Source organism: Xanthobacter sp. DMC12, from assembly GCF_056314105.1.
On record NZ_JBQUYZ010000001.1, the window covers coordinates 1,441,962 to 1,467,848 of the forward strand.

At 67.2% G+C, this 25,887-nt stretch carries 22 protein-coding genes, 1 pseudogene and 2 riboswitches; of the genes and pseudogenes, 13 read left to right on the plus strand and 10 right to left on the minus strand.

The window, feature by feature from the left end; translation table 11 throughout:
- Positions 1-48: 48 nt before the first annotated feature.
- The 3 genes from ACT535_RS06695 to ACT535_RS06705 form a co-directional block, all read right to left on the minus strand.
- The gene (locus ACT535_RS06695) at positions 49-867 is read right to left on the minus strand and encodes an SDR family NAD(P)-dependent oxidoreductase (RefSeq protein WP_476363773.1); all 819 of its coding nucleotides are present in this window, start codon (positions 865-867) and stop codon (positions 49-51) included.
- Between the two features lie 11 nt (positions 868-878).
- The gene (locus tag ACT535_RS06700) at positions 879-2,048 is read right to left on the minus strand and encodes a zinc-dependent alcohol dehydrogenase (RefSeq protein ID WP_476363774.1); all 1,170 of its coding nucleotides are present in this window, start codon (positions 2,046-2,048) and stop codon (positions 879-881) included.
- A gap of 269 nt (positions 2,049-2,317) precedes the next feature.
- A complete protein-coding gene (locus ACT535_RS06705) occupies positions 2,318-2,647 on the minus strand; it encodes a hypothetical protein (RefSeq protein WP_168461124.1) in 330 nt (109 codons plus the stop codon).
- A 334-nt stretch (positions 2,648-2,981) separates the two neighbouring features.
- Here ACT535_RS06705 and tkt point away from each other — a divergent pair, with 334 nt between their 5' ends.
- On the plus strand, positions 2,982-4,937 hold the full coding sequence (gene tkt / locus ACT535_RS06710; protein ID WP_476364002.1) for a transketolase: 1,956 nt from the start codon (positions 2,982-2,984) through the stop codon (positions 4,935-4,937).
- A gap of 31 nt (positions 4,938-4,968) precedes the next feature.
- Positions 4,969-5,928, plus strand: coding sequence for a D-2-hydroxyacid dehydrogenase (locus tag ACT535_RS06715; protein ID WP_476363775.1), 960 nt, complete (start codon positions 4,969-4,971; stop codon positions 5,926-5,928).
- Between the two features lie 189 nt (positions 5,929-6,117).
- Here ACT535_RS06715 and ACT535_RS06720 read toward each other — a convergent pair whose 3' ends face one another.
- The 6 genes and pseudogenes from ACT535_RS06720 to ACT535_RS06745 all read right to left on the minus strand — a co-directional run bounded on the left by ACT535_RS06720 (position 6,118) and on the right by ACT535_RS06745 (position 12,771).
- Positions 6,118-8,064: a TRAP transporter large permease gene (locus tag ACT535_RS06720; RefSeq protein ID WP_476363776.1), complete on the minus strand. Its 1,947-nt coding sequence runs from the start codon at positions 8,062-8,064 to the stop codon at positions 6,118-6,120.
- A 2-nt stretch (positions 8,065-8,066) separates the two neighbouring features.
- The gene (locus tag ACT535_RS06725) at positions 8,067-9,092 is read right to left on the minus strand and encodes a TRAP transporter substrate-binding protein (protein WP_476363777.1); all 1,026 of its coding nucleotides are present in this window, start codon (positions 9,090-9,092) and stop codon (positions 8,067-8,069) included.
- Between the two features lie 53 nt (positions 9,093-9,145).
- A pseudogene (locus ACT535_RS06730) lies at positions 9,146-10,033 on the minus strand (NAD(P)-dependent oxidoreductase); the annotation flags it as partial.
- A 43-nt stretch (positions 10,034-10,076) separates the two neighbouring features.
- Entirely contained in the window at positions 10,077-11,096 is a 1,020-nt protein-coding gene (locus tag ACT535_RS06735; RefSeq protein WP_168461148.1) for a transketolase C-terminal domain-containing protein, read from the minus strand.
- Positions 11,093-11,932, minus strand: a complete 840-nt coding sequence (locus tag ACT535_RS06740; RefSeq protein WP_168461150.1) for a transketolase — start codon at positions 11,930-11,932, stop codon at positions 11,093-11,095. Before ACT535_RS06740 ends, ACT535_RS06735 begins: the two co-directional genes overlap by 4 nt.
- Before the next feature lie 89 nt (positions 11,933-12,021).
- Positions 12,022-12,771, minus strand: a complete 750-nt coding sequence (locus ACT535_RS06745) for an SDR family oxidoreductase (RefSeq protein ID WP_168461152.1) — start codon at positions 12,769-12,771, stop codon at positions 12,022-12,024.
- 156 nt (positions 12,772-12,927) lie between these two features.
- On the opposite strand from ACT535_RS06745, the gene ACT535_RS06750 reads away from it, so the two are divergent.
- Positions 12,928-13,815, plus strand: a complete 888-nt coding sequence (locus tag ACT535_RS06750; protein WP_168461154.1) for a LysR substrate-binding domain-containing protein — start codon at positions 12,928-12,930, stop codon at positions 13,813-13,815.
- A gap of 33 nt (positions 13,816-13,848) precedes the next feature.
- On the opposite strand, the gene ACT535_RS06755 is transcribed toward ACT535_RS06750, so the two are convergent.
- The gene (locus ACT535_RS06755; protein ID WP_168461156.1) at positions 13,849-14,811 is read right to left on the minus strand and encodes a LysR family transcriptional regulator; all 963 of its coding nucleotides are present in this window, start codon (positions 14,809-14,811) and stop codon (positions 13,849-13,851) included.
- A gap of 217 nt (positions 14,812-15,028) precedes the next feature.
- Here ACT535_RS06755 and ACT535_RS06760 point away from each other — a divergent pair, with 217 nt between their 5' ends.
- The 10 genes from ACT535_RS06760 to ACT535_RS06805 all read left to right on the plus strand — a co-directional run bounded on the left by ACT535_RS06760 (position 15,029) and on the right by ACT535_RS06805 (position 25,051).
- Positions 15,029-16,120 (plus strand): ABC transporter ATP-binding protein, encoded by a 1,092-nt coding sequence (locus tag ACT535_RS06760; RefSeq protein WP_168461158.1) that lies wholly within the window; start codon positions 15,029-15,031, stop codon positions 16,118-16,120.
- 42 nt (positions 16,121-16,162) lie between these two features.
- On the plus strand, positions 16,163-16,885 hold the full coding sequence (locus ACT535_RS06765; RefSeq protein ID WP_168461160.1) for an HAD-IA family hydrolase: 723 nt from the start codon (positions 16,163-16,165) through the stop codon (positions 16,883-16,885).
- A 20-nt stretch (positions 16,886-16,905) separates the two neighbouring features.
- The gene (locus ACT535_RS06770; RefSeq protein ID WP_476363778.1) at positions 16,906-18,210 is read left to right on the plus strand and encodes an NAD(P)/FAD-dependent oxidoreductase; all 1,305 of its coding nucleotides are present in this window, start codon (positions 16,906-16,908) and stop codon (positions 18,208-18,210) included.
- Positions 18,211-18,272: 62 nt separating this feature from the next.
- Positions 18,273-19,310 carry an ABC transporter substrate-binding protein gene (locus ACT535_RS06775; RefSeq protein WP_476363779.1) on the plus strand — a complete coding sequence of 346 codons (1,038 nt, stop codon included), beginning with the start codon at positions 18,273-18,275 and terminating at the stop codon, positions 19,308-19,310.
- A gap of 81 nt (positions 19,311-19,391) precedes the next feature.
- A complete protein-coding gene (locus tag ACT535_RS06780) occupies positions 19,392-20,264 on the plus strand; it encodes an ABC transporter permease (RefSeq protein ID WP_476363780.1) in 873 nt (290 codons plus the stop codon).
- 2 nt (positions 20,265-20,266) lie between these two features.
- On the plus strand, positions 20,267-21,061 hold the full coding sequence (locus ACT535_RS06785) for an ABC transporter permease (RefSeq protein WP_476363781.1): 795 nt from the start codon (positions 20,267-20,269) through the stop codon (positions 21,059-21,061).
- A gap of 68 nt (positions 21,062-21,129) precedes the next feature.
- Positions 21,130-21,483, plus strand: a complete 354-nt coding sequence (locus ACT535_RS06790; RefSeq protein ID WP_476323652.1) for a cupin domain-containing protein — start codon at positions 21,130-21,132, stop codon at positions 21,481-21,483.
- A gap of 28 nt (positions 21,484-21,511) precedes the next feature.
- Complete coding sequence (locus ACT535_RS06795) at positions 21,512-22,438, plus strand: 2-hydroxyacid dehydrogenase (RefSeq protein WP_476363782.1); 927 nt, start codon at positions 21,512-21,514, stop codon at positions 22,436-22,438.
- 11 nt (positions 22,439-22,449) lie between these two features.
- Positions 22,450-23,943 carry an NAD-dependent succinate-semialdehyde dehydrogenase gene (locus ACT535_RS06800; RefSeq protein ID WP_476363783.1) on the plus strand — a complete coding sequence of 498 codons (1,494 nt, stop codon included), beginning with the start codon at positions 22,450-22,452 and terminating at the stop codon, positions 23,941-23,943.
- 34 nt (positions 23,944-23,977) lie between these two features.
- The gene (locus ACT535_RS06805) at positions 23,978-25,051 is read left to right on the plus strand and encodes a tartrate dehydrogenase (protein ID WP_476363784.1); all 1,074 of its coding nucleotides are present in this window, start codon (positions 23,978-23,980) and stop codon (positions 25,049-25,051) included.
- Between the two features lie 600 nt (positions 25,052-25,651).
- A riboswitch (glycine riboswitch) is annotated at positions 25,652-25,754 on the plus strand.
- Position 25,755: 1 nt separating this feature from the next.
- Positions 25,756-25,870, plus strand: a riboswitch (glycine riboswitch).
- Positions 25,871-25,887 lie beyond the last annotated feature (17 nt).

Below are 25,887 nucleotides of genomic sequence, written 5' to 3' on the forward strand. Positions count from 1 at the left end.
CCGCTTCTGCTAAGCAAGCTTCACCGATTGGACAGTATTGTGCCGCTTCTAGCGCTGCCCTGATCCCGGCTCAGCCATCTTGCGATGCTGCGCGGCAAGCAGTGCTGCCGGCGTGACATTGGCGATGGCGCTCTCGATGCGGTTTTTCCATCCCGCCACCACATCGCCCTCGCCGGACATCATGGCGTCATAGCCGGCACGCGCGACGTCGGCGGGGTCGTCCTTCTCGGCCTGCCCCACCTGCGTGTCCATCAGGTCCGCGCGCTCGAAGAACTCGGTCTGCGTCGGCCCCGGCATCAGGCAGGTGACGGTGATGCCGGTGTCCTTCAGTTCGTTGCGCAGCGCCCAGGCGAAGGAGTCGATAAAGGCCTTGGTGCCGTTGTAGACCGCCTGGAAGCTGCCGGGCATGAAGCCCGCGATGGACCCCGTGATGAGGATGCGGCCGGAGCCTTGCCGCCGCATGGCGTTGCCGATGCGGTGGATGAGATAGATTGTCCCCGTGACGTTGGTGTCCACCACATGGCGCGCGGCGTTGAAATCCTGATCGAGGAAGCCTTTGCCGAGCCCGTGGCCGGCATTGGCACAGAGCACCTCCACAGGCCGCCCGAGGCGCTCCACTTCGGCACAGAGTTTGTCCACCCCCCCGATCGTGGCAAGATCCGTCTGGAGGGAATGAACCTCTGCTCCCGTGGCGCTCAGAGCCTCGGCAGCGGTCTCGATGTCGGGTTGATCTGCGGCGATGACCAGATCGAAGCCGTCCCGCGCCAGCAGCAGCGCCAGCTCGTAGCCGATGCCGGAGGATGCGCCCGTCACGACAGCGAGGGCGCGCCCATCGGGGGCGCGGGTTTGGGGATTGGCCTCAGCCATGGCGTGTCCTTTCAGGGCTTGAGGACGACCTTGATGCAGCCGTCCTTCTTGTCGCGGAACTGCGCGTAGAGGTTCGGCCCGTCTTCCAGGCCGGCGCGATGGGTGATGACGAAGGAGGGATCGATGTCGCCGTTCTGGATGCGCTGCATCAGGATCGGCAGGTAGCGCTGGACCGGGGTCTGGGCCATGCGGAAGGTGAGGCCGCGATTGATGGCCGATCCCATGGGGATCTTGTCCAGAAAGCCGCCATAGACGCCGACGATGGAGACGACGCCAAAGTTGCGGCAGCACTGGATCGCCTGCCGCAGCACGTGAGGCCGGTCCGTGCCCATGAAGGTCGCGACCTTGATGCGGTCGATGCGGGCATAGAGCGAGGATGAGGCGTCCGCCTCGGTGCCCACCGCATCGATGCAGGCGTCGGCGCCGCGGCCGTTGGTCATGTCGCGAATGCGCGCGTAGATATCTTCGTCCAGAAAATCGAGCGTCTCCGCGCCGCCAGCCCGCGCCAGAGCGAGGCGCTCGGGCACGGTATCGATGGCGATGACGCGTTCCGCACCCAGCATGAAAGCGCTGCGGATGGCCATCTGACCCACCGGTCCGCAGCCCCAGATGGCCACGGTCTCGCCGCCCTTCAGGTCGCAGAATTCGGCCGCCATATAGCCCGTGGGGAAGATGTCGGAGAGGAAGAGCACCTGCTCGTCGGTGAGCCCGTCCGGCACCTTGATGGGGCCGACGTCGGCATAGGGCACGCGCAGGTATTCCGCTTGGCCACCTGAATATCCGCCAAGCATATGAGAGTATCCAAAGAGGCCCGCCGGGGAATAGCCCCACATCTCCTCGGCCATCTTGTGGTTGGGGTTGGAGCGCTCGCAGCCGGAATAGAAGCCGCGCCGGCAGAAGAAGCATTCGCCGCAGGAAATGGTGAAGGGCACCACCACACGGTCGCCCACCTTCAGGTTCGATGCGCCGCTGCCGACCTCCACCACCTCTCCCATGGTCTCGTGCCCCAGCACGTCGCCATGTTCCATGGAGGGGATCACGCCGTCATAGATGTGAACGTCCGAGCCGCAGATGGCGCAGGCCGTCACTTTGATGATCGCGTCGCGCGGATGCTGGATTTGAGGGTCCGGAACCTGCTCGCATCGAATGTCGCCTTTGCCGTGGAAGGTCAGCGCCTTCATCAAAGCCTCCTGCCCGGAGCGCGCCGCCGCGCCCATGTGGAACCGCCGGAATGTCCGTCGATCTCCACTTGCGAACAGCCGGGGGGAGCGGTTGTTCCTCCGGCAAGGCTTTGAAATCAAAGATTTACGGCAGCGTCCGTGCTTCCTGCGCCGAGGAAGGAGGCGGGAGCGCGAAGGCGTCTCAGTCCCGTTGGGGGCGCGCATCCCGCTGATGGGCGGGGCCGCAGCGATGGGCGCATCCGCCGCGCCAGATGCGGATTGCGGCCCGCTCAGCTCGCAAAGCTGGCCGCAGCCAACCCCAGCACCAGAAGTCCCGCCGCGACCAGCGCCCAGGTGCCCCAGTTGGGGGGCGCATTCGCATGGGCGCGGTTGTCCTCCTCGCTCTGCGGGCGATAAAGCTCGCCGACGCTGGGGTCGCCGTCCGCGATGCGGTCGCCCTTCTCCGGTGGGCGCCAGTCCTGCTGCGGGGCATGGCCGCCGGCCTCATCATCCGTCCCCAGCGGCGCGGCGGCGAAGTCCGGCCCGCGCACCTTGTCGCGGTTCCGGCCGGTGTCGGTGGCGTGGCGGGTCCGCTCGGCATCCGATCCGTCTTCGGTCATGGCAACGCTCCTTTCGCTCATGTCTGTTCTGGAGAAAGAAGTGCCCTGCCCCGCGAGACGTTCCCGGCGTATCCGCAGCGGCTCCCCCGCCCCGCTTTCGGGATGAACGGAAGAAGCCGCAACCGGGTGAAAATTCACCACACCGGTGAATCGTCTTCAGCAATCGGTGTGTATTTCGCGTTACCGGCCTCAAGCCGCTTTCGGCATCATCGCGCCCCTAAAAGACCAAGGCACGATGAGGAGACGAACGTTGAGCGGCCAAACCCCTGCCCCCATTGGCGATGTCGCCATTTCCGCCCACGCTGGCGGGCCCCTTTCGGCGGCGCTCCAGCCCATGGCGCATGCGATCCGCTTCCTCGCGGTGGACGCCATTCTTGCGGCGGGCGAAGGTCATCAGGGCGTTCCCCTCGGCATGGCCGAGATCGCGACGGTGCTCTACAGCCGCCACCTGAAGTTCGATCCGGCCGATCCCACCTGGCCGGACCGCGACCGGGTGGTGCTCTCCAACGGGCACGGCTCCACCCTGCTCTATTCGTTGCTGCACCTCACCGGCTATCACCACATCTCACTCGACGCGGTGAAGAGCTTCCGTGAACTCGGCTCAACCTGCGCCGGCCATCCGGAATACGAGCCCGCCGCCGGCATCGAGACCACCACCGGTCCCCTCGGGCAGGGCATCGCCAATGCGCTGGGCATGGCCATCGCCGAAGCTCACCTCAATGCCCGCTTCGGCGACGACCTCATCGATCACCGCACCTGGGCCTTCGTCGGCGACGGCTGCCTGCAGGAGGGCGTGGGGCAGGAGGTGATCCAGCTCGCCGGCCACCTGAAGCTCGGCAAGCTCACCTTCTTCTGGGATGACAATGCCATCACCGATGATGGCTCCACCGAGCTGTCCATCTCCGAGAATGTCGCCGAGCGCTTCCGCGTCGCCGGCTGGCACGTGGTCGAGATCGACGGGCACGACATCGATGCGGTCGATGCGGCCATCCGCGCCGCCAAGGCCGATCCCCGCCCCTCCATGATCGCCTGCAAGACCACCATCGCCCGTGGCATCCCGCGCCTCGAAGGCCAGCGCGGCGGCCATTCCGGCAAGCTCTTCCCCGAAGATCGTGCCGCCATGGCCGCGCGCTTCGGCTGGACCGGCGGCAGCTTCGACATTCCGGCCGACATCGGCGCCGACTGGCGGGCCACGGGCGCGCCGGGCGCGCAGGCTCGGGCGGCCTGGCGCAAGCGGCTCGCGGCGGCGGGCAATCAGGTGCAGGACGAATTCCACCGCACCATCTCCGGCACGCTGGCCGCCGGGGCGCGCGAGGCCATCCACGCCTACAAGGCGAAGGTGGCGGCCGAGGAGAAGGCGGACTTCTCCATCGCTACTTCCGGCGACATCGCCGCGGCGCTCTATGAGATCCTGCCGGACATCATGACCGCCTGCGCCGATCTGGAGGCTCCCACCAACCACAAGCGCCAGCTCTCCGCCTTCACGGCGAAGGACCGCGGTGGCCGCTACATCCATTGCGGCGTGCGCGAGCATGCCATGGGCTCGCTCGCCAACGGCATGGCGGCCCACGGCGGCGTCATCCCGCTGGCCGTCACCTACCTGCCCTTCTCGGACTACGAGCGCCCGGCCCTGCGCATGGCGGCGCTCATGGGGCTGCCGGTGAAGTTCGTGTTCAGCCACGATTCCATCGGCATCGGCAAGAATGGCCCGACCCACCAGCCGGTAGAGATCATCGCCTCGCTGCGCGCCATGCCCAACATGACGGTGCTGCGCCCCTGCGATGCCATCGAGGCCGCCGAGGCGTGGGAGATCGCTTTGGATCATCGCACCGGCCCGGTGGCCCTCGTCTTCGCGCGCCAGTCCCTGCCGGCGCTGCGTCGCGACGGCGGCGCGGAGAACCACTCGGCCCGCGGTGCCTATGTGCTTCAGGAGGCCGAGGGCGGCCCGCGCCGTGTCACGCTCATCTCCACCGGCTCGGAAGTTCAGATCGCCGTGGAAGCCCGCGCCCAGCTACAGGCCGAGGGCATTCCCACGGCGGTGGTCTCCATGCCTTGCTGGAGCCTGTTCGAGGCTCAGGATGCCGCCTACCGCAATGCGGTGCTTGGCGCCGGCACCGTGCGCGTCGCGGTGGAAGCGGCGGTGAAGTTCGGCTGGGAGCGCTGGATCGGCGAGGATGGCGGCTTCGTCGGCATGACGGGCTTTGGTGCCTCCGGCCCGGCGGATGCGTTGTACCGGCATTTCGGCATCACCGCCAAGGCCGTGGCCGACGCCGCCCGCGTCCGCCTCTGAGCCTGTCGCGCCAATCGGAAAGACCAAGACCATGCACAGGATCGTCGTTCTCGACCGCGACACCATCGCGCCGGAAGTGAATGTCCGCCGCCCGTCCTTCCCCCATGAGTGGGTGGAATATGATCGCACCAGCGCAGGCGAGGTGATCGAACGGGCGAAGGACGCCACCATCCTCATCAACAACAAGGTGGACCTTCGGGCCGCCACACTCGCCCAGTTGCCCAACCTCAAGCTCATCGCCATCGCCGCCACCGGCACCGATTGCGTGGACAAAAAGGCTGCGGCGGCGCGGGGCATCCCCACGGTGAACATCCGCGGCTATGCCAAGGCCACCGTGCCGGAGCACACCTTCGCGCTGCTGCTCTCCCTCGCCCGCTCCATCGTGCCCTACCGGGCCGAGGTGCTGGAGGGCGCGTGGCAGGCGGCGCAGCAGTTCTGCTTCTTCACCAACCCCATCGTGGACCTCGCGGGCCGCCGGCTCGGCATCGTCGGCGCCGGCGTGCTGGGCTCGCAGGTGGCCGGCATCGCGCGCGCCTTCGGCATGGACGTGGTGTTCTACGATCCCGGTGCAAAGCCCGGAACGGCGGGCGTCGTCAGCCTCGACGAACTGATCGAGACCTCCCACGCCATCACCCTGCACTGCCCGCTCACGGAAGAGACGCGCGGCATGTTCGACTTGTCCGCCTTCCGGCGCATGAAGAACCGGCCGATCCTCATCAACACCGCGCGCGGCGGGCTGATCGTGGAGGAAGATCTGGAGATCGCCCTCGATGAGGGGCTGGTGAGCGCCGCCGGGCTCGACGTGACCCTGCCCGAGCCCCCGGCGCCCGACAGCGCCTTCATGCGGCTCGCACGCCGGCGCAACGTCATCTGCACGCCGCACATCGCCTGGGCCTCGCTGGAAGCGCAGCAGGCGCTGACCGACCAGCTCATCGACAATGTCGAGAACTTCGTCGCCGGCGCCCCCACCAACGTGGTCTCGCCGGACTGAGGCAGCTGGCAACGTTTCAGTCCCGGCGAGCCGCGCCGGCCGGATCATGGTCCGGCCGGCGTTTTCTTTTGCCCTGCGAACAGGGCACAAAAAAAGACCCACCGGCGAACCGGCGGGCCTTCAGGCTAGGGAGCTTGTGAGCAAAGGGGGGCCCAGTCTGCGCCGGGCTCCCTCCTCAAGGCAGGACACTCAGGGCAGGAAGCCGATGGAGATCCACGGCACGGCGGCCACCACCGCCAGCGCGATGAGCAGCACCAGCATGTAGCCGACGATGGGTTTCATGCCCTCGTCCGGGTTCACGTCGCCGATGGCCGTCGCACAGTAGTAGCCGACGCCGAAGGGCGGCGCGAACAGGCCGATGCCCATGGCGAGGATCACCACCATGGCATAGTGGACCTCGTGGATGCCCATCTGCCGCGCGATCGGGAACAGGAGCGGCCCGAACAGCACGATGGACGGGATGCCCTCCAGCACCGAGCCGAGGATGATGAAGGCGAGGATGGAGACCACCATGAAGGTCGCCGCGCCGCCCGGAAGGCCGGACATCACCCTGGCGAGGTTCTGCGAGAAGCCGGACTGGGTGAGCGCCCAGGCCATGCCCGTCGCCGCGCCGATGATGAGCAGGATCGCGCCGGAGAGCGCGGCCGTGCTGATCATCATCGGAACCACCCGGCTCCACTCGAACTGACGGTAGACGAGCAGGCCCACCACCACCGAATAGATGATGCCGATGGTGGAGACTTCCGTCGCCGTGGCGATGCCCTCCATCACCGCGCCGCGGATCACGAACGGCAGGGCAATGGCCGGCAGCGCGATGCCCGCGGACCACAGGATGTCCTTGGCCGAGACGCGCTTGACGTTGGAGAGGTCGTCGTTGCGGTAGCGGTAGCGCACGAGGAGGCACAGGGCGAGGCCGAGCACCAGGGCGGGCAGAAGGCCGCCGGTGAACAGCGCCGCAATCGAAACGCCCGTGACCGAGCCGATGGTGAGCAGCACGAGGGAGGGCGGGATCGTCTCCGTCTGCGCGCCAGTGGCGGCGAGCAGGGCCACGAGATCGCCCTTCTTGGCGCCGCGCTTCACCATTTCCGGGAACAGCACGGGCGTCACCGCCGCCATGTCCGCCGCCTTCGAGCCGGAGATGCCCGAGACGAGATACATGGCGCCGATCAACACGTAGGAGAGGCCGCCGCGCACATGCCCCAGAAGGCTCGCGAGGAAGCCCACCAGCGCCCGCGCCATGCCCGTCATCTCGATCAGCAGGCCGAGGAACACGAACAGCGGCACGGACAGCAGGATGAGGTGGCTCATGCCTTCGTCCATGCGCCCCACCACCACCGCGAGCGGCGTCGTGGTCGTGAAGGTGAGGTAGCCCACCGTCGCGAGGCCGAACGAGAAGGCGATGGGCACCCCGGCGAACACCGACGCCGCCACGAGGCCGACGAGGAAGATGAGCAGATTGTAGTTGCCCAGCGTCTTCAGCCAGGGCGAGGCCACATGGCCGAGGGCGACCGCCAGGACGAGGCAGATACACACCACCGCCACCTGCTTCGGATTGACCGCGCGCAGCAGCTTCAGGAAGCTGACCAGCGCCATGAGCCCGATGCCGATGGGCAGAGCCGCCGCCTTCCACGTGTTCGGCACGTCGAGGGCCGGCAGCGTCACGAACATCTCGTCCTCGGCATACTCGATGGCGGGGTGCAGCACCGCCACGAGGAAGACGAGGGGCGCGGCGAGGGCCAGCGTCTCCAGCACCGACCTCACGCGCGGCGAGGCCATGCTGACGAAGGCGGTCATGCGCATGTGGCTGTCGCGCTGGAGGGCCAGCACGGCGCCGAACATGGCGAGCCAGATGAACAGGACGGACGCAAGCTCGTCCGACCATACGATGGGGCTGTGCAGCGCATAGCGCTTCACCACGCCGACGAAGAGCACGGTGATCTCGGCCAGCACGAGGGCGGCGGCGAGATATTCCACCACCCGGCAGAGGGCCGTCTCCACGCCGAAGACGGCGCGGCGCCAGCCGGTGGGAAGCGCCGGGGGCGGCGCGTCCTCCGTGGCGTAGGCTTCGTGCAGCGCGTGGGTTTCGTCCAGCGCATGCCCGGGCGGCGGCATGGAGTGGGATACGTGCTGGGACATGCTCACCCCCCGAGCTTGCCGACGGCGGCCTCGAGCAGGCCCCACGCCTCGTCGCCATACTTGGCCTTCCACTCGCCGTAGAAGGGGGTCGAAGCCAGCGCCTTGCGGAACAATTCGCGGTCCACGTCGATGAAGGTGATGCCCTTGGCGGTGAGGTCGGCGCGCAGGCTCTGGTTGAGCGAGGCGATGTCGGCGCGCTGGTCCACAGCCGACTTGTCCAGCTCGCGGGTAACGACGGCGCGCACATCCTCCGGCAGCGTGCCCCAGGCGCGGCGGTTGCCGAGGATGACGTAGCCGTCCCACACGTGGCCGGTCATGGAGCAGGACTTCTGCACTTCGTAGAGGCGGGTGGAGGCGATGATCGCGAGCGGGTTCTCCTGGCCCTCGACCACCTTGGTCTGGAGCGCGGAATAAAGCTCGTTGAAGTTGATCGGCGTGGCGCCGGCGTTCAGCGACTTGAACACCGAGGTCAGCATGGGCGCCGGCGGGACGCGGATCTTGAAGCCGTTCAGATCCTGCGGGGTGCGGATCTCGCGGGTGGACGAGGTGATCTGGCGGAAGCCGTTGTCCCAGAACTTGGCGGGTGCAACGAGGCCGGTCTTTTCGATCTGCGCGCGGATATACTTGCCGAGATCGCCGTCCACCGCCTTCCACACGGTCGCGTAGTCGGGGAAGGCGAAGCCGGTGTTGACGATGCCGGAAACGGGCACCAGCGTCGCGAGGATCGAGGTGGAGAGATTGAAGAACTCCACGCCGCCCGAGCGCACCTGGGCGAGCAGGTCGGTGTCCGAGCCAAGCTGGTTGGCCGGGAACAGCTTGATCTCGACCCTGCCGGAGGTGGCCTCGCGGATGCGATCGAGGGCTTCCTGGGCGCGCTTGTTCACCGGGTGGGTGGGGTCCTGGCCGGTGGCGTACTTGTAGGTGAATTCGGCAGCCTCGCCCCGGCGGGTCAGGATGCTGAACAGGGGCAGCGCGGCGCCTGCGGCCAGCACGTGACGGCGGGTCAGGCCGGTCTTGGTCGGTTTCATGGTGTCTTCTCCCTAGTGTGCCGTTTCGGCGGCTTGATCGTTGGAAAGAGGGACTAGGCCCGGCCCTGCAGGGCGCGGTAGGCGGCGATCACCTGGCTGTCGTCCTCGGCGCCCCGGCCACGGCCGGAGACGGAGAGGAACATCTGGTGGGCGGTTGCCGCGAGCGGCAGCGCGGTCTTGGCGCCGGCGCCGGCTTCGAGAACGATGCCGAGATCCTTCACGAAGATGTCCACCGCGCTGGTCACGCGCGGCTCGGTCTCCAGCATGCGGGGGCCGCGATCCTTCAGCATCCAGCTGGAGGCGGCGGAGCCGGAGACGATGTCGAGCATGGCGTTCATGTCGAGGCCGAGCGTCTCGGCCAGCGACAGCGCCTCGCCGGCGACCGCCAGATGCACCCCGCACAGGAGCTGGTTCACCGCCTTGGCGGTGGCGCCCTGCCCGGCCTTGTCGCCCAGCAGCACCACCTTGGAGCCCATGGCGTCCAGCACCGGCTTCACCTGCGCGAACAGGTCTCCCGCCGCCGCGACCATGATGGTGAGGCTGCCGGCTTCCGCCCCGACCACACCACCCGAGACGGGGGCATCCACGAGACGGCGGCTCTGGGCCTCCACGCGCTTGGCGAGGGCCGCGACGGCGGCGGGCGGGCAGGTGGCCATGAGGATGACCGTGCCGCCCTCAGGCAGATGCGCCAAAGCGCCCGCGCCGAACAGGATGTCGTCGGCCTGGGCGGCATTCACCACCATCAGCACCACGGCATCCTGGCCGGCGAAGGCCTCTGCGAGGCTGGCCGCAGCCACGCCCCCGGCACCGGCGAGCTTCGCCCCGGCCTCGGGCCGGATATCGAAGCCCGTCACGGCGAAGCCGGCACGGGCGAGGTTGGCCGCCATCGGCAGGCCCATGGAGCCGAGCCCCACAAAGCCGATCTTCTTCATCGTTTCCTCCCGCTCGGCCCGCCCCTCTTGCCGGGGGCTGGGACCGGATGAATTACTTGAGCCAGCCCTTCACCTGCGCCGAGAGCGCGTCGGTGGAGATGCCGTAGCGATCATGCAGGGTGGGCAGCGCGCCGGCGGCCAGGAACTCGTCCGGCAGGCCGATCATGCGGAACGCGGGGTGGACGCCCTCGCGCATCAGCAGTCCCGCCACCGCCTCGCCGAGGCCGCCTATGACGGTGTGGTTTTCCACCACAACCACGAGGCGGCCGGGCTTGGCGCAGGCTTCCAGAATGGTCGCGGTGTCGAGGGGCTTGATGGTGGGCACGTGCAGCACGCCCACGTCCACGCGGTCCGCCTCAAGGGCCTTGGCGGCTTCGAGCGCCCGCATGGTCATGATGCCGGACGAGATGAACAGCACCTCGTAGCCGTCGCGCAGCATCTTGGCCTTGCCCAGCTCGAAGGTGTAGCCGTACTCGTCGAGCACGAGCGGCACCTGGCCGCGCAGCAGGCGCATGTACACCGGGCCCTTGTGGGCCACCATGGCCGGCACCGCCTGCTCGATCTCGTGGGCGTCGCAGGGGTCGATGACCGTCATGTTCGGAATGGCGCGCATGAGCGCCAGATCTTCCGCCGCCTGGTGCGAAGGGCCGTAGCCGGAGGTGAGACCCGGCAGGGCGCAGGCGATCTTCACGTTGCGGTCTTCTTCCGCAATCGTCTGGTGGATGAAGTCATAGGCCCGGCGCGAGGCGAACACCGCATAGGTGGTGGCGAAGGGCGTGAAGCCTTCCGCCGCGAGGCCCGAGGCGGCGCCGAACAGCAGCTGCTCGGCCATGCCCATCTGGTAATAGCGGTCCGGGAAGGCCTGCTGGAAGATGTGCAGGTCCGTATACTTGCCGAGGTCCGCCGTCATGCCGACGATGGAGGGATCGTTCTGCGCAGCCTTGACCAGCGCATGACCGAACGGGGCCGGCTTGGTGCGCTGCCCCTCGCCCGCGATGGACGCGATCATGGCGGAGGTGGTCAGGCGCGGCTTGGCGGGGGTATCAGCCTTGGCGGCGGGAGCGGGTTTCATGCGGGCTTCCTCTCGTCGAGGGCGGCCAGGGCCAGCTGCCACTCATGGGCATCCACACGGATGAAGTGGTTCTTGTCGCGCGCCTCGAGGAAGGGGATGCCCTTGCCCATGAGGGTGTCGGCGATGATCATGCTGGGCCGGCCGCCATTGGCGGTCTTGGCCGCATCGAAGGCGTTGCGTACGGCGTCAAGGTCGTTGCCGTCCACCCGCTGCACGAACCAGTTGAAGGCTTCCAGCTTCTCCGGCAGCGGCTCGAAGCCGAGCATGGAGGTGGAGGGGCCGTCCGCCTGCTGGTTGTTCACGTCGACGATGGCGATTAGGTTGTCGAGCTTGTAATGGGCGGCCGACATGATGGCCTCCCACACCGAGCCCTCGTCCAGCTCGCCGTCGGAGAACAGGGTGTAGACCCGGCTGTCCGAGCCCTTGCGCTTCAGGCCGAGGCACTTGCCCACCGCGATGGACAGGCCGAGGCCGAGCGAGCCGCCGGACATCTCCATGCCTGGGGTATAGGCTGCCATGCCGGACATGGGCAGGCGGCTGTCGTCGAAACCGTAGGTCTCCAGCTCGTCCTCGGGGACGATGCCGGCCTCGATCAGCGCCGCGTAGAGCGCGATCGCATAGTGGCCGTTGGAGAGCAGGAAGCGGTCGCGCCCCTCCCATTCGGGGTTCTGGGGCTCGTAGCGCATGGCGTGGAAATAGGCGGTGGCCAGCACGTCGGCGATGTCGAGAGCCTGGGCGATATAGCCCTGCCCCTGCACCTCGCCCATGCGGATGGCATGACGCCGGATGTTCCAGGCGCGCCGCTCCAGCGAGACGTTGGAAGTTGTCGTGGTCATTGTCCCTGTTCCTGTCGAGGAACGCCCGCGCGAGGACGGGTCCGGCCGCCTTGCGACCGCCGACCCGCACGCGCCGTGGCGGACCGGGATTAGTGGATCAGCATGCCGCCGTTGACGTCGATCACCGCGCCGGTGACGTACGCAGACAGGTCGCTGGCGAGGAACAGATAGATGCCGGCCACGTCGCTCGCGTCGCCGAGGCGATTGAGCGGGATGCCCTTCAGGATGTCCTTGCGCATCTCGTCGGTCAGCTTGCCGCCGGTGATGTCGGTCTGGATCAGCCCGGGGGTGACGCAATTCACGCGGATGCCGTCAACGCCGAACTCACGGGCCATCGCCTTGGCAAGGCCGAGCACGCCGGCTTTCGCGGAGGAATAGTGCGGGCCGCCGAAGATGCCGCCGCCACGCTGCGCGGACACCGACGACATGCAGGCGATGGAGCCGGACTTACGCGCCTGCATGTGCGGGATGAACACCTGGCTGAGGAACAGGACGCCCTTGCAGTTGATGTCCTGGATGCGGTCCCAGCTCGCCTCGTCGATGTCGAGGGTCTTCACCGGCTGGGTCACGCCGGCATTGTTGACGAGGATGTCCACATGGCCGAACGCGGCAATTACCGCATCGGCGGCCGCCTGGCAGGACGCCTTGTTGGCGACGTCGCAGCCGACGCCGATATGCTGCGGGCCGAGCTCGGCGGCAGCGGCCTTGGCGGCGGCCTCGTCGATGTCGAGAATGGCGATGCGCGCGCCATGGGCGGCGAACAGCTTCGCCGTGGCAAGACCAATGCCGCGGGCGCTGGCCGCCCCCGAAATGGCGGCGGTCTTGTTCTGAAGCAACATGGTTTCCTCCACGAGGGGCCTCTTTTTGTAAGGGTGATACTGGCTCGCCTTTTCCCGGCTGAAAAACGCAAAAATTGCGCGAATGGATGAACCATGCTCATCTAACGCCTCCAACCACCCGCCCTTCCCCAGCGGCTTCCTTCATGAGTGATCGGCATGAAGCGCCTTCCCCTCTCCGCCCTCCAGGCCTTCGAATCCGCCGCGCGACGCGGCTCCTTCCGCGTTGCCGGCGAGGAGCTGGGCATATCGCCAAGCGCGATCAGCCACGCGGTGCGCAAGCTGGAGGATCTGATGGGCGCGGCCCTGTTCGAGCGTGAAGGTCGAGCGGTGCGGCTCAATCCGGCGGGAGAGGCGCTGATGCGCCATGTGGCGGCCGGCTTCGACGAGATGCGGCAGGGCATCGAGATGGTCGGCGCCCGGTCGGTGAACCTACTGCGGCTGCATTGCGCGCCCTCGCTGGCGGCACAATGGCTGCTCCCCCGGTTGCGCACGCTGCTCGCCAAGCAGCCGGGGCTGGAGGTGCGACTCGCGGCGGGGGTGGACTATCCCCGCTTCGAGCATGACGAGTTCGACGCCGACATCTGCTATGGCCCGCCTCGGCAGGAGGGGCTGATCGTCGTGCCCCTCGGCGAGGAGACGGTGACGCCCTTGTGCGCGCCGGAAATGGCCGCGCGGATATCAGGACCGCTGGACCTGCTCGAACACGACCTGATCGAGAGCGACAACAAGCGCGTGCGCTGGAACCACTGGTTCGAATCCAACGGCGTCGCCCCGCCCGGCCCGCGCGGGTCACGCTTCGACCGCTCCTTCATGGCCATCGCGGCAGCGGTGGACGGGCTCGGCATCGCGCTCGAATCCACCCGCCTCGCCGAGCGCGAGATCGCCCGCGGCCAATTGGTGGCGCCGCTGGCCGGCAAGGCCAACGACGTCACCTATGTGGGGCACTATCTGGTCTTCCCGCGTGCCGCGAAAGCGCGGCGGGCTGTGCGCATGTTCGCCACCTGGATCACGCAGGAACTTGACCTGCCGACGCCGCGCATCTGAGGACACGGCTCTTCCGCACGAACCCGGCCCGGATCACGGCACCAGACGCGCCCCCTGCTCCAGCACCTCGTCGAGGCCAAGCTGGGGATGGAGTTCGGCGACGACGGCGATGTCTTCCTGGATGCGGGCGATGATCCAGTCCCGCACCTCGGTTACGATCGCCCGCGCGGCCTTGTCGCGCGAGCGCACGAACTGGCAGTGCCGCCCGGTCGTCATCAGCCGTGGGCTCGCGGGAATGAGCATCTTGTTGCGCAGCCAGTGGCAGATCACATTCAGCCAGCCCAACGCCACGCCCTGCCCCAGCAGCGCCGCCTGCACGACGATGGCGTAGTCCGAGAAGATCATCGAATTGACGGCCGAATTTGGGTCTTCGGGAAAGAACAGATGCGACCAGTCGGGCTGCGCCTCGCTGAGGAAGATGAGCGTCTCCTCGGTCGCCTTCAGCGGACCGCGGTGCGCTTCGCTGTAGCCGGGGCTGCAGATGGGCAGCAGCGTCTCGGGCATGATGTAGGCCGCCTCGTGCCGCTCGTCCGGCCCGTTGACGAAACGCATGCCGAGATCGACGTCGGTGACCGGCCCGGTCAAGGCGGACATGATGAGCTCGAACCGAAGCTCCACGGTCGGGAAGGTGCGCTTCAGTTCCGCCATGTGCGGCATGATCCAATGGGTGGTGAACCCCGTCGAGACCGAAAGGGTCACGGTCTCCACCCCCGCATTGCGATCCTCGATTTCCCGCAGCGCATGCTCGATGCCGGAAAATCCCCGCGAGATGGCCTCGTACAGAATGAGCCCGGCCTCGGTGAGCGTCACGCCCCCGGGCAGGCGGTTGAACAGCACGGTTCCGATGTGGTCCTCGAGGCGGCCGATCATGCGGCTGACCGCGGCCGGCGTGACATTCAGCTCGCCGGCCGCGCGGGCGAAACTCCCGCAGCGCGCCGCGGCCTCGAACGTGAAGAAGCCGTTCATGGACGGCAGGGCAAGCCGGATTTTGCGCATTTACATGATGTAACTTAGCCGGGATTTTTTTTCAATTGAACCGGCAGCGCAACGTTGGTCTTCTAAGGCCCAACGAAGGCTCGCGAAGAGCCATAAAGCCAGAGACACAGGGGAACGGCATCGCGACGGCGAGCGGACGTGCGCACGCGCACGGGCCTTTTCGTCTGGCCGCACATGCGATGTAACGTTGCCGCGTTGCTTTTCAGAGCGGGGCAAGATGACCAGGCCAGCATCTTCCGGAACCGTCGGCGTATCGATCCGGAACGCCACCAAACACTACGCCGGCTTTTGCGCCCTCAACGACGTCAGCCTGGAGGTGGCGCCCGGCGAGTTCGTTTCCGTGCTCGGGCCCTCCGGGTCGGGCAAGACGACGCTGCTGGGCATCCTCGGCGGCTTCGTCCAGCCCTCCTCCGGGTCGGTCTTCCTGGGCGAACGGGACATCACGTTCGCCCCGCCGCACAAGCGCGACATCGGAATCGTGTTCCAGAACTACGCGCTCTTTCCGCACATGAGCGTCGCCGAGAACGTGACCTTTCCGCTGCGCGCCCGCCGCATGCCGAAGTCCGAGTGGCCTGCCAAACTGAAGGCGGCGCTGGAGATGACGGAGCTTGGTGGCTACGGCGACCGCAAGATCCACGAATTGTCCGGCGGCCAGCGCCAGCGCGTCGCGCTCGCCCGGGCGATGATCTTCGAGCCGCGGCTCATCCTGATGGACGAGCCGCTTTCGGCCCTCGACAAGCAATTGCGCGAGACGATGCAGATCGAACTCAAGCATCTGCATCGCAAGCTGGCCGCCACCATCATCTACGTGACGCATGACCAGCGCGAAGCGCTGACCATGAGCGACCGTATCGCCATCATGAACAAGGGACGTATCGTCCAGGTCGATGCGCCGGAGCGGCTGCACGATCATCCGGTGAATTCCTTCGTGGCCGGATTCATCGGCGAGGCGACGCTCCTGCCGGTGTCGCGCATCGACGACAACAGCGTCGATCTGGGTGGCACGCGGATCGTCTCGGGGCGGCCGATCCCGCACAATCTCAAACTCTTCCTCGCCATCCACTCCGAGAAGCTCACGGTGGTGCAGGACGGCGCGGACACCTCCGCGAACATCCTCACCGGCACCGTTTCGGAAGCGCTCTATCAGGGCGAGAGCGTGCGCATGTTCGTGGATCTGGACCACGGCGCGCGGCTGAGCCTGAGGGTGCCCAGCAATCACGAAAACCGCTCCCGGATGAAGGCGCCGGGCGAACGCATCGCCGTCCGCCTGCATCCCGACGACACCATCGTGGTGCCTCAGGCGCCCTGACTTCCCCGCCCCCGAATGCGAGATTCACAAGGAAAGCGTAAGATGAAGCTCTCTCAGTTCAAGGTCCTGACGTTCGACGTGGTCGGCACGCTCATCGACTTCGAGACGGGTGTCCTGAACGCCGTGCGCGCGCTGGGCGGCCCGAAGGCCGTGGCCGCCAGCGACGACGACATCTTCGAGCCCTACAAGCGCGGTCGCGACAAGTTCTATGGCCGGTCTTCCTTCGCCATGAAGGACGTTTATCTGTCCCTCGCGGCGGAACGCGGCTTCAACGACGATGAGGCCACCGCCGAGGCCTTCCAGCTCGCCGTGCTGCGCTGGCCGGCGTTCGCGGATTCGGTGGACGCCCTGCGGCGGCTGCGCAAGAATTTCCGCCTCGTCGCCATGACCAATGCCGACCGCACCGCCTTCTCGGCCTATTCGGCGACACTCGAAAACCCCTTCCACGACAGCGTGACCTGCGACGAGACGGGCTGCGCCAAGCCGGATCCGCGCTTCTTCGCCTTCAACAAGGGGCGCCAGTCCGCCCACGGGTTCCGCCAGTCGGAGATCCTGCATGTGGCGCAGAGCCAGTATCACGACATCGGCGTCGCCAAGGCCGAGGGCTACACCACCTGCTGGATCGAGCGGCGCCAGGGCCTCAAGGGCTTCGGCGGCACGCCCGACCCGAAGGTGCTGACCAAGCCCGACTTCCACTTCTCCACGCTGAAGCAGCTTGCGGATGCCGTGGACGCGGAACTCGACACCTCCCGCGCGGCAGCCTGAGCGAAAGAAAGCACGACACCATGGTCACCCCCGCGCTCCCGACCGACATTCCTTCGCTATGGCAAGCGACGTCGGTCGCTCGACCTGAGTTCACGAGCGCGAGCGGTGACCAGAGTTTCGACGTGGCGGTGATCGGTGGCGGCTATACCGGCCTCACCACCGCTCACTATCTGGCCAAGGCCGGGCTTGCGCCGGTGGTGCTGGAAGCCAACGGCATCGGCTGGGGCGCCAGCGGGCGCAATGGCGGTGTGGTCTCCGGCAAGTTCCGGCTGGGCTTCCGGGACATCGCCACCCGGCACGGCATCGACACCGCCCGCGCGATGCACGATCTCGGCATCGAGGCCATCGCGCATGTGGGCGAGCTGATCACGGAGCTGGGCATCGCGGGGGCGGACTACCGCCCCACCGGCTCGCTCCGCTGTGCCCACAACGCGCATACGCTGGAGCAACTGAAGACCGAGGCCGAGTGGCTGCGCGGGGCGCTCGGCGACACCGCGATCTCCATCCTGACCAAAGAAGAGGTCGCGGCGGAGACGGGCTCGGACGGCTTCACCGGCGGCATGCTGAACACCCATGGCGGCATCATCCATCCGCTGAACTTTGTCCTCGGCCTCGCCGCCGGGCTCAAGGCGGCGGGCATCGCCATCCATGAGCGCTCGCCGGTCCTGAGCCTGCGCCGCGAGGGCGCGGGCGTGGTGATCGAGACGCCTGATGCGCGTATCACCGCCCGGCAGGTGGTGATCGCCACCAATTCCTATTCCGACATCACCCCCGCCACCGCGGCGGTGCGTACCTCCATCATTCCGTTCCGTTCCGCCATGATCGCGACCGAGCCGCTGGCCGGCACGCCCGGTGCACATCTGCTCAGCACCGGGCGGAGCTACACCGAGACGCGGCGCATGATGCGATGGTTCCGCAAGGCCGGCGACCGGCTGCTCTATGGCGGCCGCGGCGCCTTCGGAAAGACCGATCGGCAGAGCGCCTACGCCGCGCTCGAAAAGGCGATGGTGCGGCAGTTTCCGGAACTCGCGCAGGTGAAGGTGACCCACCGCTGGTCCGGCCTCGTCGCCATGACCATGGACAGCCTCCCCCATCTCGGGCGGCTCGATGACCGGATCGTCTACAGCGTGGGCTACAACGGCACCGGCGTCGCGCTGGCCTCCGGCATCGGACGGCATGTCGCGGATCTGGTGACGGGGCGCCGGCCCGACCTCGGGCTCATCACCCGGCAGCCGCTCCACCCCATTCCCTTCTATGCCCTGCGCGAGCCGGCGGTACGGCTGGTCGCGGGCGCCTATCAATTCCTCGACGCCATCGGACGATGACGGCGAACGAGCAAAAAGCTTCCAGACGGCAAGGGCCCGAAGCGGCCAAGAGGAGAAAAGGCATGCGCTTTTCAGTCTCGATCCCGGTGATGACCGCGGCGCTAGCCCTGTCGGTGGCCACCGCCTCTGCAGAGCAGATCACCTTCGTCTCGCAGGGCGGCGCGTATCAGGAGGCCCAGACCAAGGCCATCCTGAATCCCGCGGCCAAGCTGCTCAGCATCACCATCAACCAGGACAGCGCGCCCGATGCCTGGCCGGTCCTGAAGACCCAGGCCGCCACCGGCAAGCCCATCTGGGATGTCATCGACGCGCCGACCACCATCTGCGTCCGCGGCGGCGACCAGGGCATGGTGGAGAAGCTGGACTTCTCGAAGATCCCCAATGCAGCGTCCATGCCCGCGCAGTACAAGACCCCCTATTCGGTGGCCTACGAGTTCTATTCGTCGGTGCTCGCCTACAACAAGAAGAAGTTCGCCAGCAAGGCGCCGCAGACCTGGGCGGACTTCTGGGACGTGAAGGCCTTCCCCGGCACCCGCGCCCTGCGCAACCATCCGCAGGCCACCATGGAAGCCGCCCTGCTCGCCGATGGTGTGCCGGCCGACAAGCTCTATCCGCTCGACGTGGACCGGGCGTTCAAGAAGCTGGAGCAGATCAAGCCGCACATCACGGTGTGGTGGACCTCCGGCGCCCAGTCGGCGCAGCTCCTGGCCGATGGCGAGATCGACATGGAGATGGCCTGGAACGGCCGCGTCGCCGCGGTGATGAAGGAAGGGGCTCCGGTGAGCTTCACCTTCAACCAGGGCCTGCTGCAGGAAACCTCCCTGTGCATCGTGAAGGGCGCGCCGAATCTCGAGACCGCCTACAAGTTCGTGAATGCCGCCATGACGCCGGACATCCAGGCGAACTTCCCCGCCTATATCGACTACGGCCCGGGCAACCCGGCCGCCTACGCCACCGGCAAGATCTCGCCCGAGCGCACGGCCCAGATGCCGAGCGCTCCGGAGAATGCGTCCAAGCAGGCGCTGGTGTCGCAGGCCTGGTGGGCCTCGCCCGCCGGTGAAGACGCCATCAAGCGCTGGGCGGGCTTCGTCCAGAAGTAAGGCCCCGCGGCAATGCCTCTTTCGGGGCGGGCCGGCGCCCGCCCCGCACCACTGCTCCCAAAGATCCTCCAGGAGCCCGCCATGTCGGCCTTGTCAACCGATCCGTCGCTTGCCCACAAGAGGGGGGAGCAGCGTCTCGTCCTGCTGCTGCTCGCGCCCTCGCTTGCCGTGGTCGGCTGCCTGCTGATCGTGCCGCTGTGCTGGCTGGTGTGGCAGTCGGTGCGCCAGGATGGCGCCTTCACGCTGGCCCACTATGCGCGGTTCTTCAGCGATCCCGTCTACTGGACGACCTTCCTGCAGACTTTCCGCATCGCCTTCATCGTCACCGCGGCGACCGTTCTGCTCGGCTATCCCATCGCCTATGTGGCGGCCGGCGCATCGCGGCGCTGGAGCATCGTCATCCTCGCGATGGTGATCCTGCCCTTCTGGACCAGCGTGCTCGTGCGGGCCTACGCCTGGCTCATCCTGCTGCAGCGGCGCGGCCTCGTGAATTCGTTGCTGACCGATCTCGGGCTGATCCAGGACCCGCTGGCGCTGGTCAACAACGAGCTGGGCACCGTGATCGCGACCGTCCACATTCTTCTGCCCTTCATGGTGCTGCCGCTCTACGCCACCATGCAGAAGATCCCGGCAGAACTCACCATGGCGGGCGCGAGCCTCGGGGGCTCGCCCTTCTACGTCTTCACGCGGGTGTTCCTGCCTTTGTCGCTGCCCGGCGTCGTCGCCGGCATGGTCCTCGTCTTCGTGCTGACGCTGGGCTTCTACATCACGCCGGAACTCCTGGGCGGCGGGCGCACCTACATGGTCTCCATGCTCGTTTCGCGGAACATCGAGGTCTACAACGAGTGGGGCGCCGCCTCCTCCATCAGCATCGTGCTGCTCGCCTGCGTCTTCCTCATCTTCCGGCTGGCGAGCCTCATCATCCCGTTTGAACGCATCATGGGGGCGCGCTGATCATGTCCCTCTCCCGCATCGTCCTGTACGTGGCCGTGGGCCTCATCCTCGTCTGGCTGATGATCCCCGTCCTCATCATCATTCCGATGTCCTTCTCCGGCGCCCGCTTCCTCGCCTTCCCGCCGCCCTCATGGTCGCTCAGGTGGTACGAGGCCTATCTGGAAAGCGCCGCGTGGATGCAGGCGACCCGCGTGAGCCTGATCCTCGCCGTGTCGAGCGCGATCATCGCGACCGTGCTGGGAACGGCGGCGGCCTATGCGCTAAACCTCTCCACGTCGCGCCTCGTGCGCAGCCTGCAGGTGGTGCTGCTCCTGCCGCTCGTCGTGCCCATCGTCATCACCGCCGTCGGCGTCTTCCTCGTCTATGCCAACGTCGGACTGCTCGCGACCATGAGCGGGCTCATCCTCGCCAACGTCATGCTCGGCCTGCCGTTCGTCATCATCTCGGTGCTGACAGGCTTGAGGAAGTTCGATCCGGCGCAGGAGATGGTCTCCCGCAGCCTCGGCATGAACCGGCTGCGCACCTTCTTCATCGTAACGCTGCCGCAGATCCGCCCGAGCGTCATCTCCGGCCTGCTGTTCGCCTTCATCTCGGCGCTGGACGAGACAGTGGTCGCCATCTTCGTCTCGGGCGGCGAGAATCAGACGCTGACCAAGCGCATGTTCACGGCGCTGCGCGACGAGATCGACCCGACGATTGCGTCCATCAGCACGCTGTTGACGGCGGTGTCCTTCCTGATGGTGATCCTCGTCGCCCTGAGCGCCCGCACGGCGCCGCGCAAGAACGCCGACGCCTGACCTCCCCTATTGGCCGCAGGACGACCGGCCCCCGCCGGCGTCCCATCCTGCTGCCCGGAACCACGACCATGAGCAACCTCATCGCCTTCGACCTCGCCGCGCCCGGAACGCCGCGCGAAAGCAAGCCGGCACCGGACCGGCTGATCGCCGGCGACCCGAGCTACAAGACCTGGGAAATCGCGGCAGCCGGCCACAGGGACATCCGCACCGGCATCTGGGAGGCGACGCCCGGCGTCACGCGCTCCATCAAGGGCGAGACCTGGGAATATTGCACGATCCTCTCCGGCGTGGTCGTGTTGACGGAGGATGGCGGCGCCCCACGCCGCTTCTGCGCCGGCGACACCTTCGTGCTGCGGCCGGGCTTCGTCGGAACCTGGGAAACGCTGGAGACCGTACGCAAGCTGTGGGTCGCCGTTTCCTGAACCCACTCAAGTACATCAGGCTTCACCCATGGCACTCCTCTACATGGCCGATCCCGCCCGGGGCGAGATCTGGCGCCGGCTGATCGGCGAAATGGCACCGGATATCGACGTGCGCATCTGGCCCGACATGGGAGACCCGGCCGACATCCGCTGGGTCGCCGTCTGGGACGTGCGGGTGGATCTCGCCGCAACGTTTCCGAACCTCGAAGTGATCTTCTCCACCGGGGCCGGCGTGGACCACCTCGACCTCACCCGCATCCCGCCCCGCATTCCCGTGGTGCGCATGGTGGAGCCCGGCATCGTGGAGGGCATGGTCGAGTACGTGACCATGGCCGTCCTGGCGCTTCACCGCGACCTGCCGACCTATATCGACCAGCAGAAGCGGCACCTCTGGGCGCAGCATTATGAAACGCCGGCAGCGCAACGGCGCGTCGGGATCATGGGGCTCGGCTCGCTGGGACAGGCGGCGCTCGGCCCGCTCGCGGCCTTCGGCTTTCCGCTGGCGGGCTGGAGCCGCTCGCCCCGGGATATCCCGAAGGTGGAGACCTTCGCGGGCGAGGCCGGGCTCTCCCCGTTCCTCGCACGCACCGACATCCTCGTCTGCCTTCTGCCGCTCACCGCCGAGACGCGGGGCATTCTCGATGCGCGGCTGTTCGCGCGGCTGCCGGTGGGCGCCCGGATCGTCAATGCGGGCCGCGGTGGCCATCTGGTGGCCGAGGATCTGGTCGCCGCCCTCGATGCCGGCACCCTCTCGGGCGCGGTGCTCGATGTGACGGAGCCGGAGCCGCTGCCGCCGGAGCATCCGTTCTGGAGCCATCCCCGCATCCTGCTGACGCCCCACGTCGCGAGCCTCACCCGGCCTGAGACCGCCGTGGTCAGCCTGCTCGAAAATCTCCGCCGCCACGCCGCAGGCGAGCCGATGGTCGGCCTCGTCGAACGCAGCCGCGGCTATTGAAAGTCTCGCCCATGTCTCTCGCCGCTGAACACGTCCTCAACCTCGCCGACCCGAGCCTCCTCGTCCAAGCGGCGTTCATCGGCGGGCAGTGGTGCGCCGCCGATGACGGCGCGACGCTCGCCGTGGAGGATCCCGCCACCGGCCGGACCGTGGGCACCGTTCCGGCCTGCGGCGCGGCCGAGACGCGGCGTGCCATCGAGGCGGCTGAGACCGCATTCCGTTCCTGGCGCGCGGTGCCGGCGGCGGAGCGCGCGCGCCTTCTGGAGCGCTGGAACGACCTGATCCTCGCCAACACCGCCGACCTCGCACGGATCATGACGGCCGAGCAGGGCAAGCCCCTCGCCGAGGCGGAAGGGGAAGTGCGCTACGGCGCCTCCTTCGTGAAGTGGTTCGCGGAGGAAGCGCGGCGCATCTACGGCCGCACCATCCCCGCGCCCGGGGCCGACCGGCGCATCCTGATGCTGGAAGAGCCCATCGGCGTCACCGCCGCCATCACGCCGTGGAATTTCCCCATCGCGATGATCACCCGCAAATGCGCGCCGGCCCTCGCCGCCGGCTGCACCATGGTCATCAAGCCGTCGGAGCTGACCCCATTCTCCGCCCTGGCTGTGGTGAAGCTCGCCGAGCGGGCCGGCATTCCCGCCGGAGTCATCTCCGTGGTGACGGGCCTGCCGGCCGCCATCGGCGATGAACTCACCTCGAACCCCGCGATGCGCAAGATCTCCTTCACCGGCTCAACCCGAGTCGGCGCCCATCTCATGCGCGCCTCGGCGGGGACGCTGAAGAAGCTGAGCCTCGAACTCGGCGGCAATGCGCCCTTCATCGTCTTCGACGATGCAGACCTCGACCTCGCGGTGGAGGGGGCCATGGCCTCCAAATTCCGCAATGCCGGACAGACCTGCGTGTGCGCCAACCGCATCCTGGTGCAGGCCGGCATCCATGATGCCTTCGTCGCCCGTCTCGGCGCGCGGATCGCGGCACAGAAGGTCGGCCCCGGCACGGCGCCCGGCGTCGCCATCGGTCCGCTCATCAACCGCGCCGCCGCCGAAAAGGTGCATGCGCACGTCGCCGATGCGCTGGCCAAGGGTGCGCGCGTGGCGCAGCAGGCCGACACGTCCTGTGCGGACGGAAACTTCGTCGCGCCCCTCCTCCTCACCGGTGCCACCACCGACATGCGCCTCGCCAACGAGGAGACCTTCGGCCCCGTCGCCCCGGTGTTCCGGTTCGAGACCGAGGCGGAGGCAATCGCCATCGCCAACGGCACGCCCTACGGCCTCGCCGCCTATTTCTTCACCGAGGACATGCACCGCGCCTGGCGGGTCGGCGAGGCGCTGGAATTCGGCATGGTCGGGCTCAACACCGGCGCCATCTCCATGGAGGTCGCGCCCTTCGGCGGCGTGAAGCAGTCCGGGCTTGGCCGGGAGGGCGGCTACCTCGGCATCGCCGAATATCTGGAGCCCAAGGCCTTCCACATGGGCGGGCTGCGCCTCACGGCCGCCGTCTGACCCCAATCTCCCACATATCGCAGGAAACGTGACCATGGCCGCAAGACACTATCGCATCGCCGTCATCCCCGGAGACGGCATCGGCAAGGAAGTGATGCCCGAGGGCGTGCGCGTGCTGGAGAAGGCGGCGGCGCTCTATGGCTTCAGCCTCGATCTCGCCTGGCACGACTTCGCCTGCTGCGACTACTACGCCCGCCACGGCGAGATGATGCCGGCGGATTGGAAGGATCGGGTCGGCACATCCGACGCCATCCTGTTCGGCGCGGTGGGCTGGCCGGACACGGTGCCGGACCATGTCTCGCTCTGGGGCTCGCTGCTCCAGTTCCGGCGCGAGTTCGACCAGTATGTGAACCTCCGCCCGGTGCGGCTGATGCCGGGCGTGCCCTGTCCCCTCGTCGGGCGCAAGCCGGGCGACATCGACTTCTGGGTGGTGCGCGAGAACACGGAGGGCGAATACACCTCCATCGGTGGGCGCATGTATCCCGGCACGCCCCGCGAGCTGGTGATTCAGGAAACCGTCATGTCGCGCCACGGCGTGGACCGGGTGCTGAAATTCGCGTTCGAGCTGGCCATGCGGCGGCCCAACAGGCACCTGACCTCGGCCACCAAGTCCAACGGCATCGCAATCACCATGCCCTATTGGGACGAGCGGGTGGAAGCGATGGCGGCGACCTATCCGGAGGTGCGCACCGACAAGTACCACATCGACATCCTCACCGCGCAGTTCGTGCTGCATCCGGACCGGTTCGACGTGGTGGTCGCTTCCAACCTGTTCGGCGACATCCTCTCCGATCTCGGCCCCGCCTGCACCGGCACCATCGGCATCGCGCCCTCCGGCAACATCAATCCAGACCGCACCTTCCCCTCGCTGTTCGAGCCGGTCCACGGGTCCGCCCCGGATATCGCCGGAAAGGGCATCGCCAATCCGGTGGGCCAGATCTGGTCGGCGGCCATGATGCTCGAGCATCTCGGGGAAATGGACGCCGCCGCGGCCATCGAGCGGGCCATCGAGCAGGTGCTGGCCGATCCTGCGGGGCGCACGGCCGACATCGGCGGAACCGCCAACACGCTCAGCTGCGGAAAGGCGATCGCCGATGCCCTCGCGTGAGCAGAAATTTCTCCGCACCGTTCGGGTTTCCGGACGGTGCGGAGAAAAGCTATCCCAGGTCAATCAGGCGTGCGGGGAAAGGCGCTTCTCCGGGCGGTTGCCGCTTGCATCTTCGCTGATAGTCTCCATCGCGTGTGGTGCGTTGGGTAGAGTCCTTTCTGCTTAGGTTGAATGAACCTGAGCATCGGACTTACCTCGATCACTTTCACAGAAAGCGATTTGCCTCAAGCATCGGATCGCGATGCTTGAGGCGCGTGGTCTCGCAAGTCGTTGGTGTTCGGCGCTGGCAGCCCCGAACACCTGCTCCACCTTCATGAAAGTCGCCCCCCTGCAGCGGTGTGAAGCAGCCTGACTTCGGCCGCTAAGGTGACGAGTGTGACCTGAGACCGTCTTCTCCTCCGGTTAGAAGAAAGTCCGAGGGTTGATTTGAAGCGCCCCCCATTTCTAGGCTATCCGGAGCTGGAAAATTCCGGGGTCAGGGGCTCAGGTCAAGTGGAATGGGCCGGTGCCGGGATGACCAGCATCTTTGATAAATGTCTTTCCGCCTCACGCGAGCTCTTGAGCATGTCGTGATTGTGTGCAATTGGTCATGCGTCTGATAATGATTATGCGGGAGAGATCGACAGTCCTCCTGGGCACATGTCGGCGCCGACGGAGCAACCCCCCAAGGAAACTCTCAGGCATAAAGGACCGCATAATCAGGACGATCTGGAGAGAGGCGCCGCCCGGTCGGCGAGCGCCCACCGAAGGGGAAGCCCGAATGACGGCCTTAGTGCGCCGTCCAACTCGGGGCGAGCTCTCAGGTACCGAGACAGATTGGGGACGGTCGGCTGGAT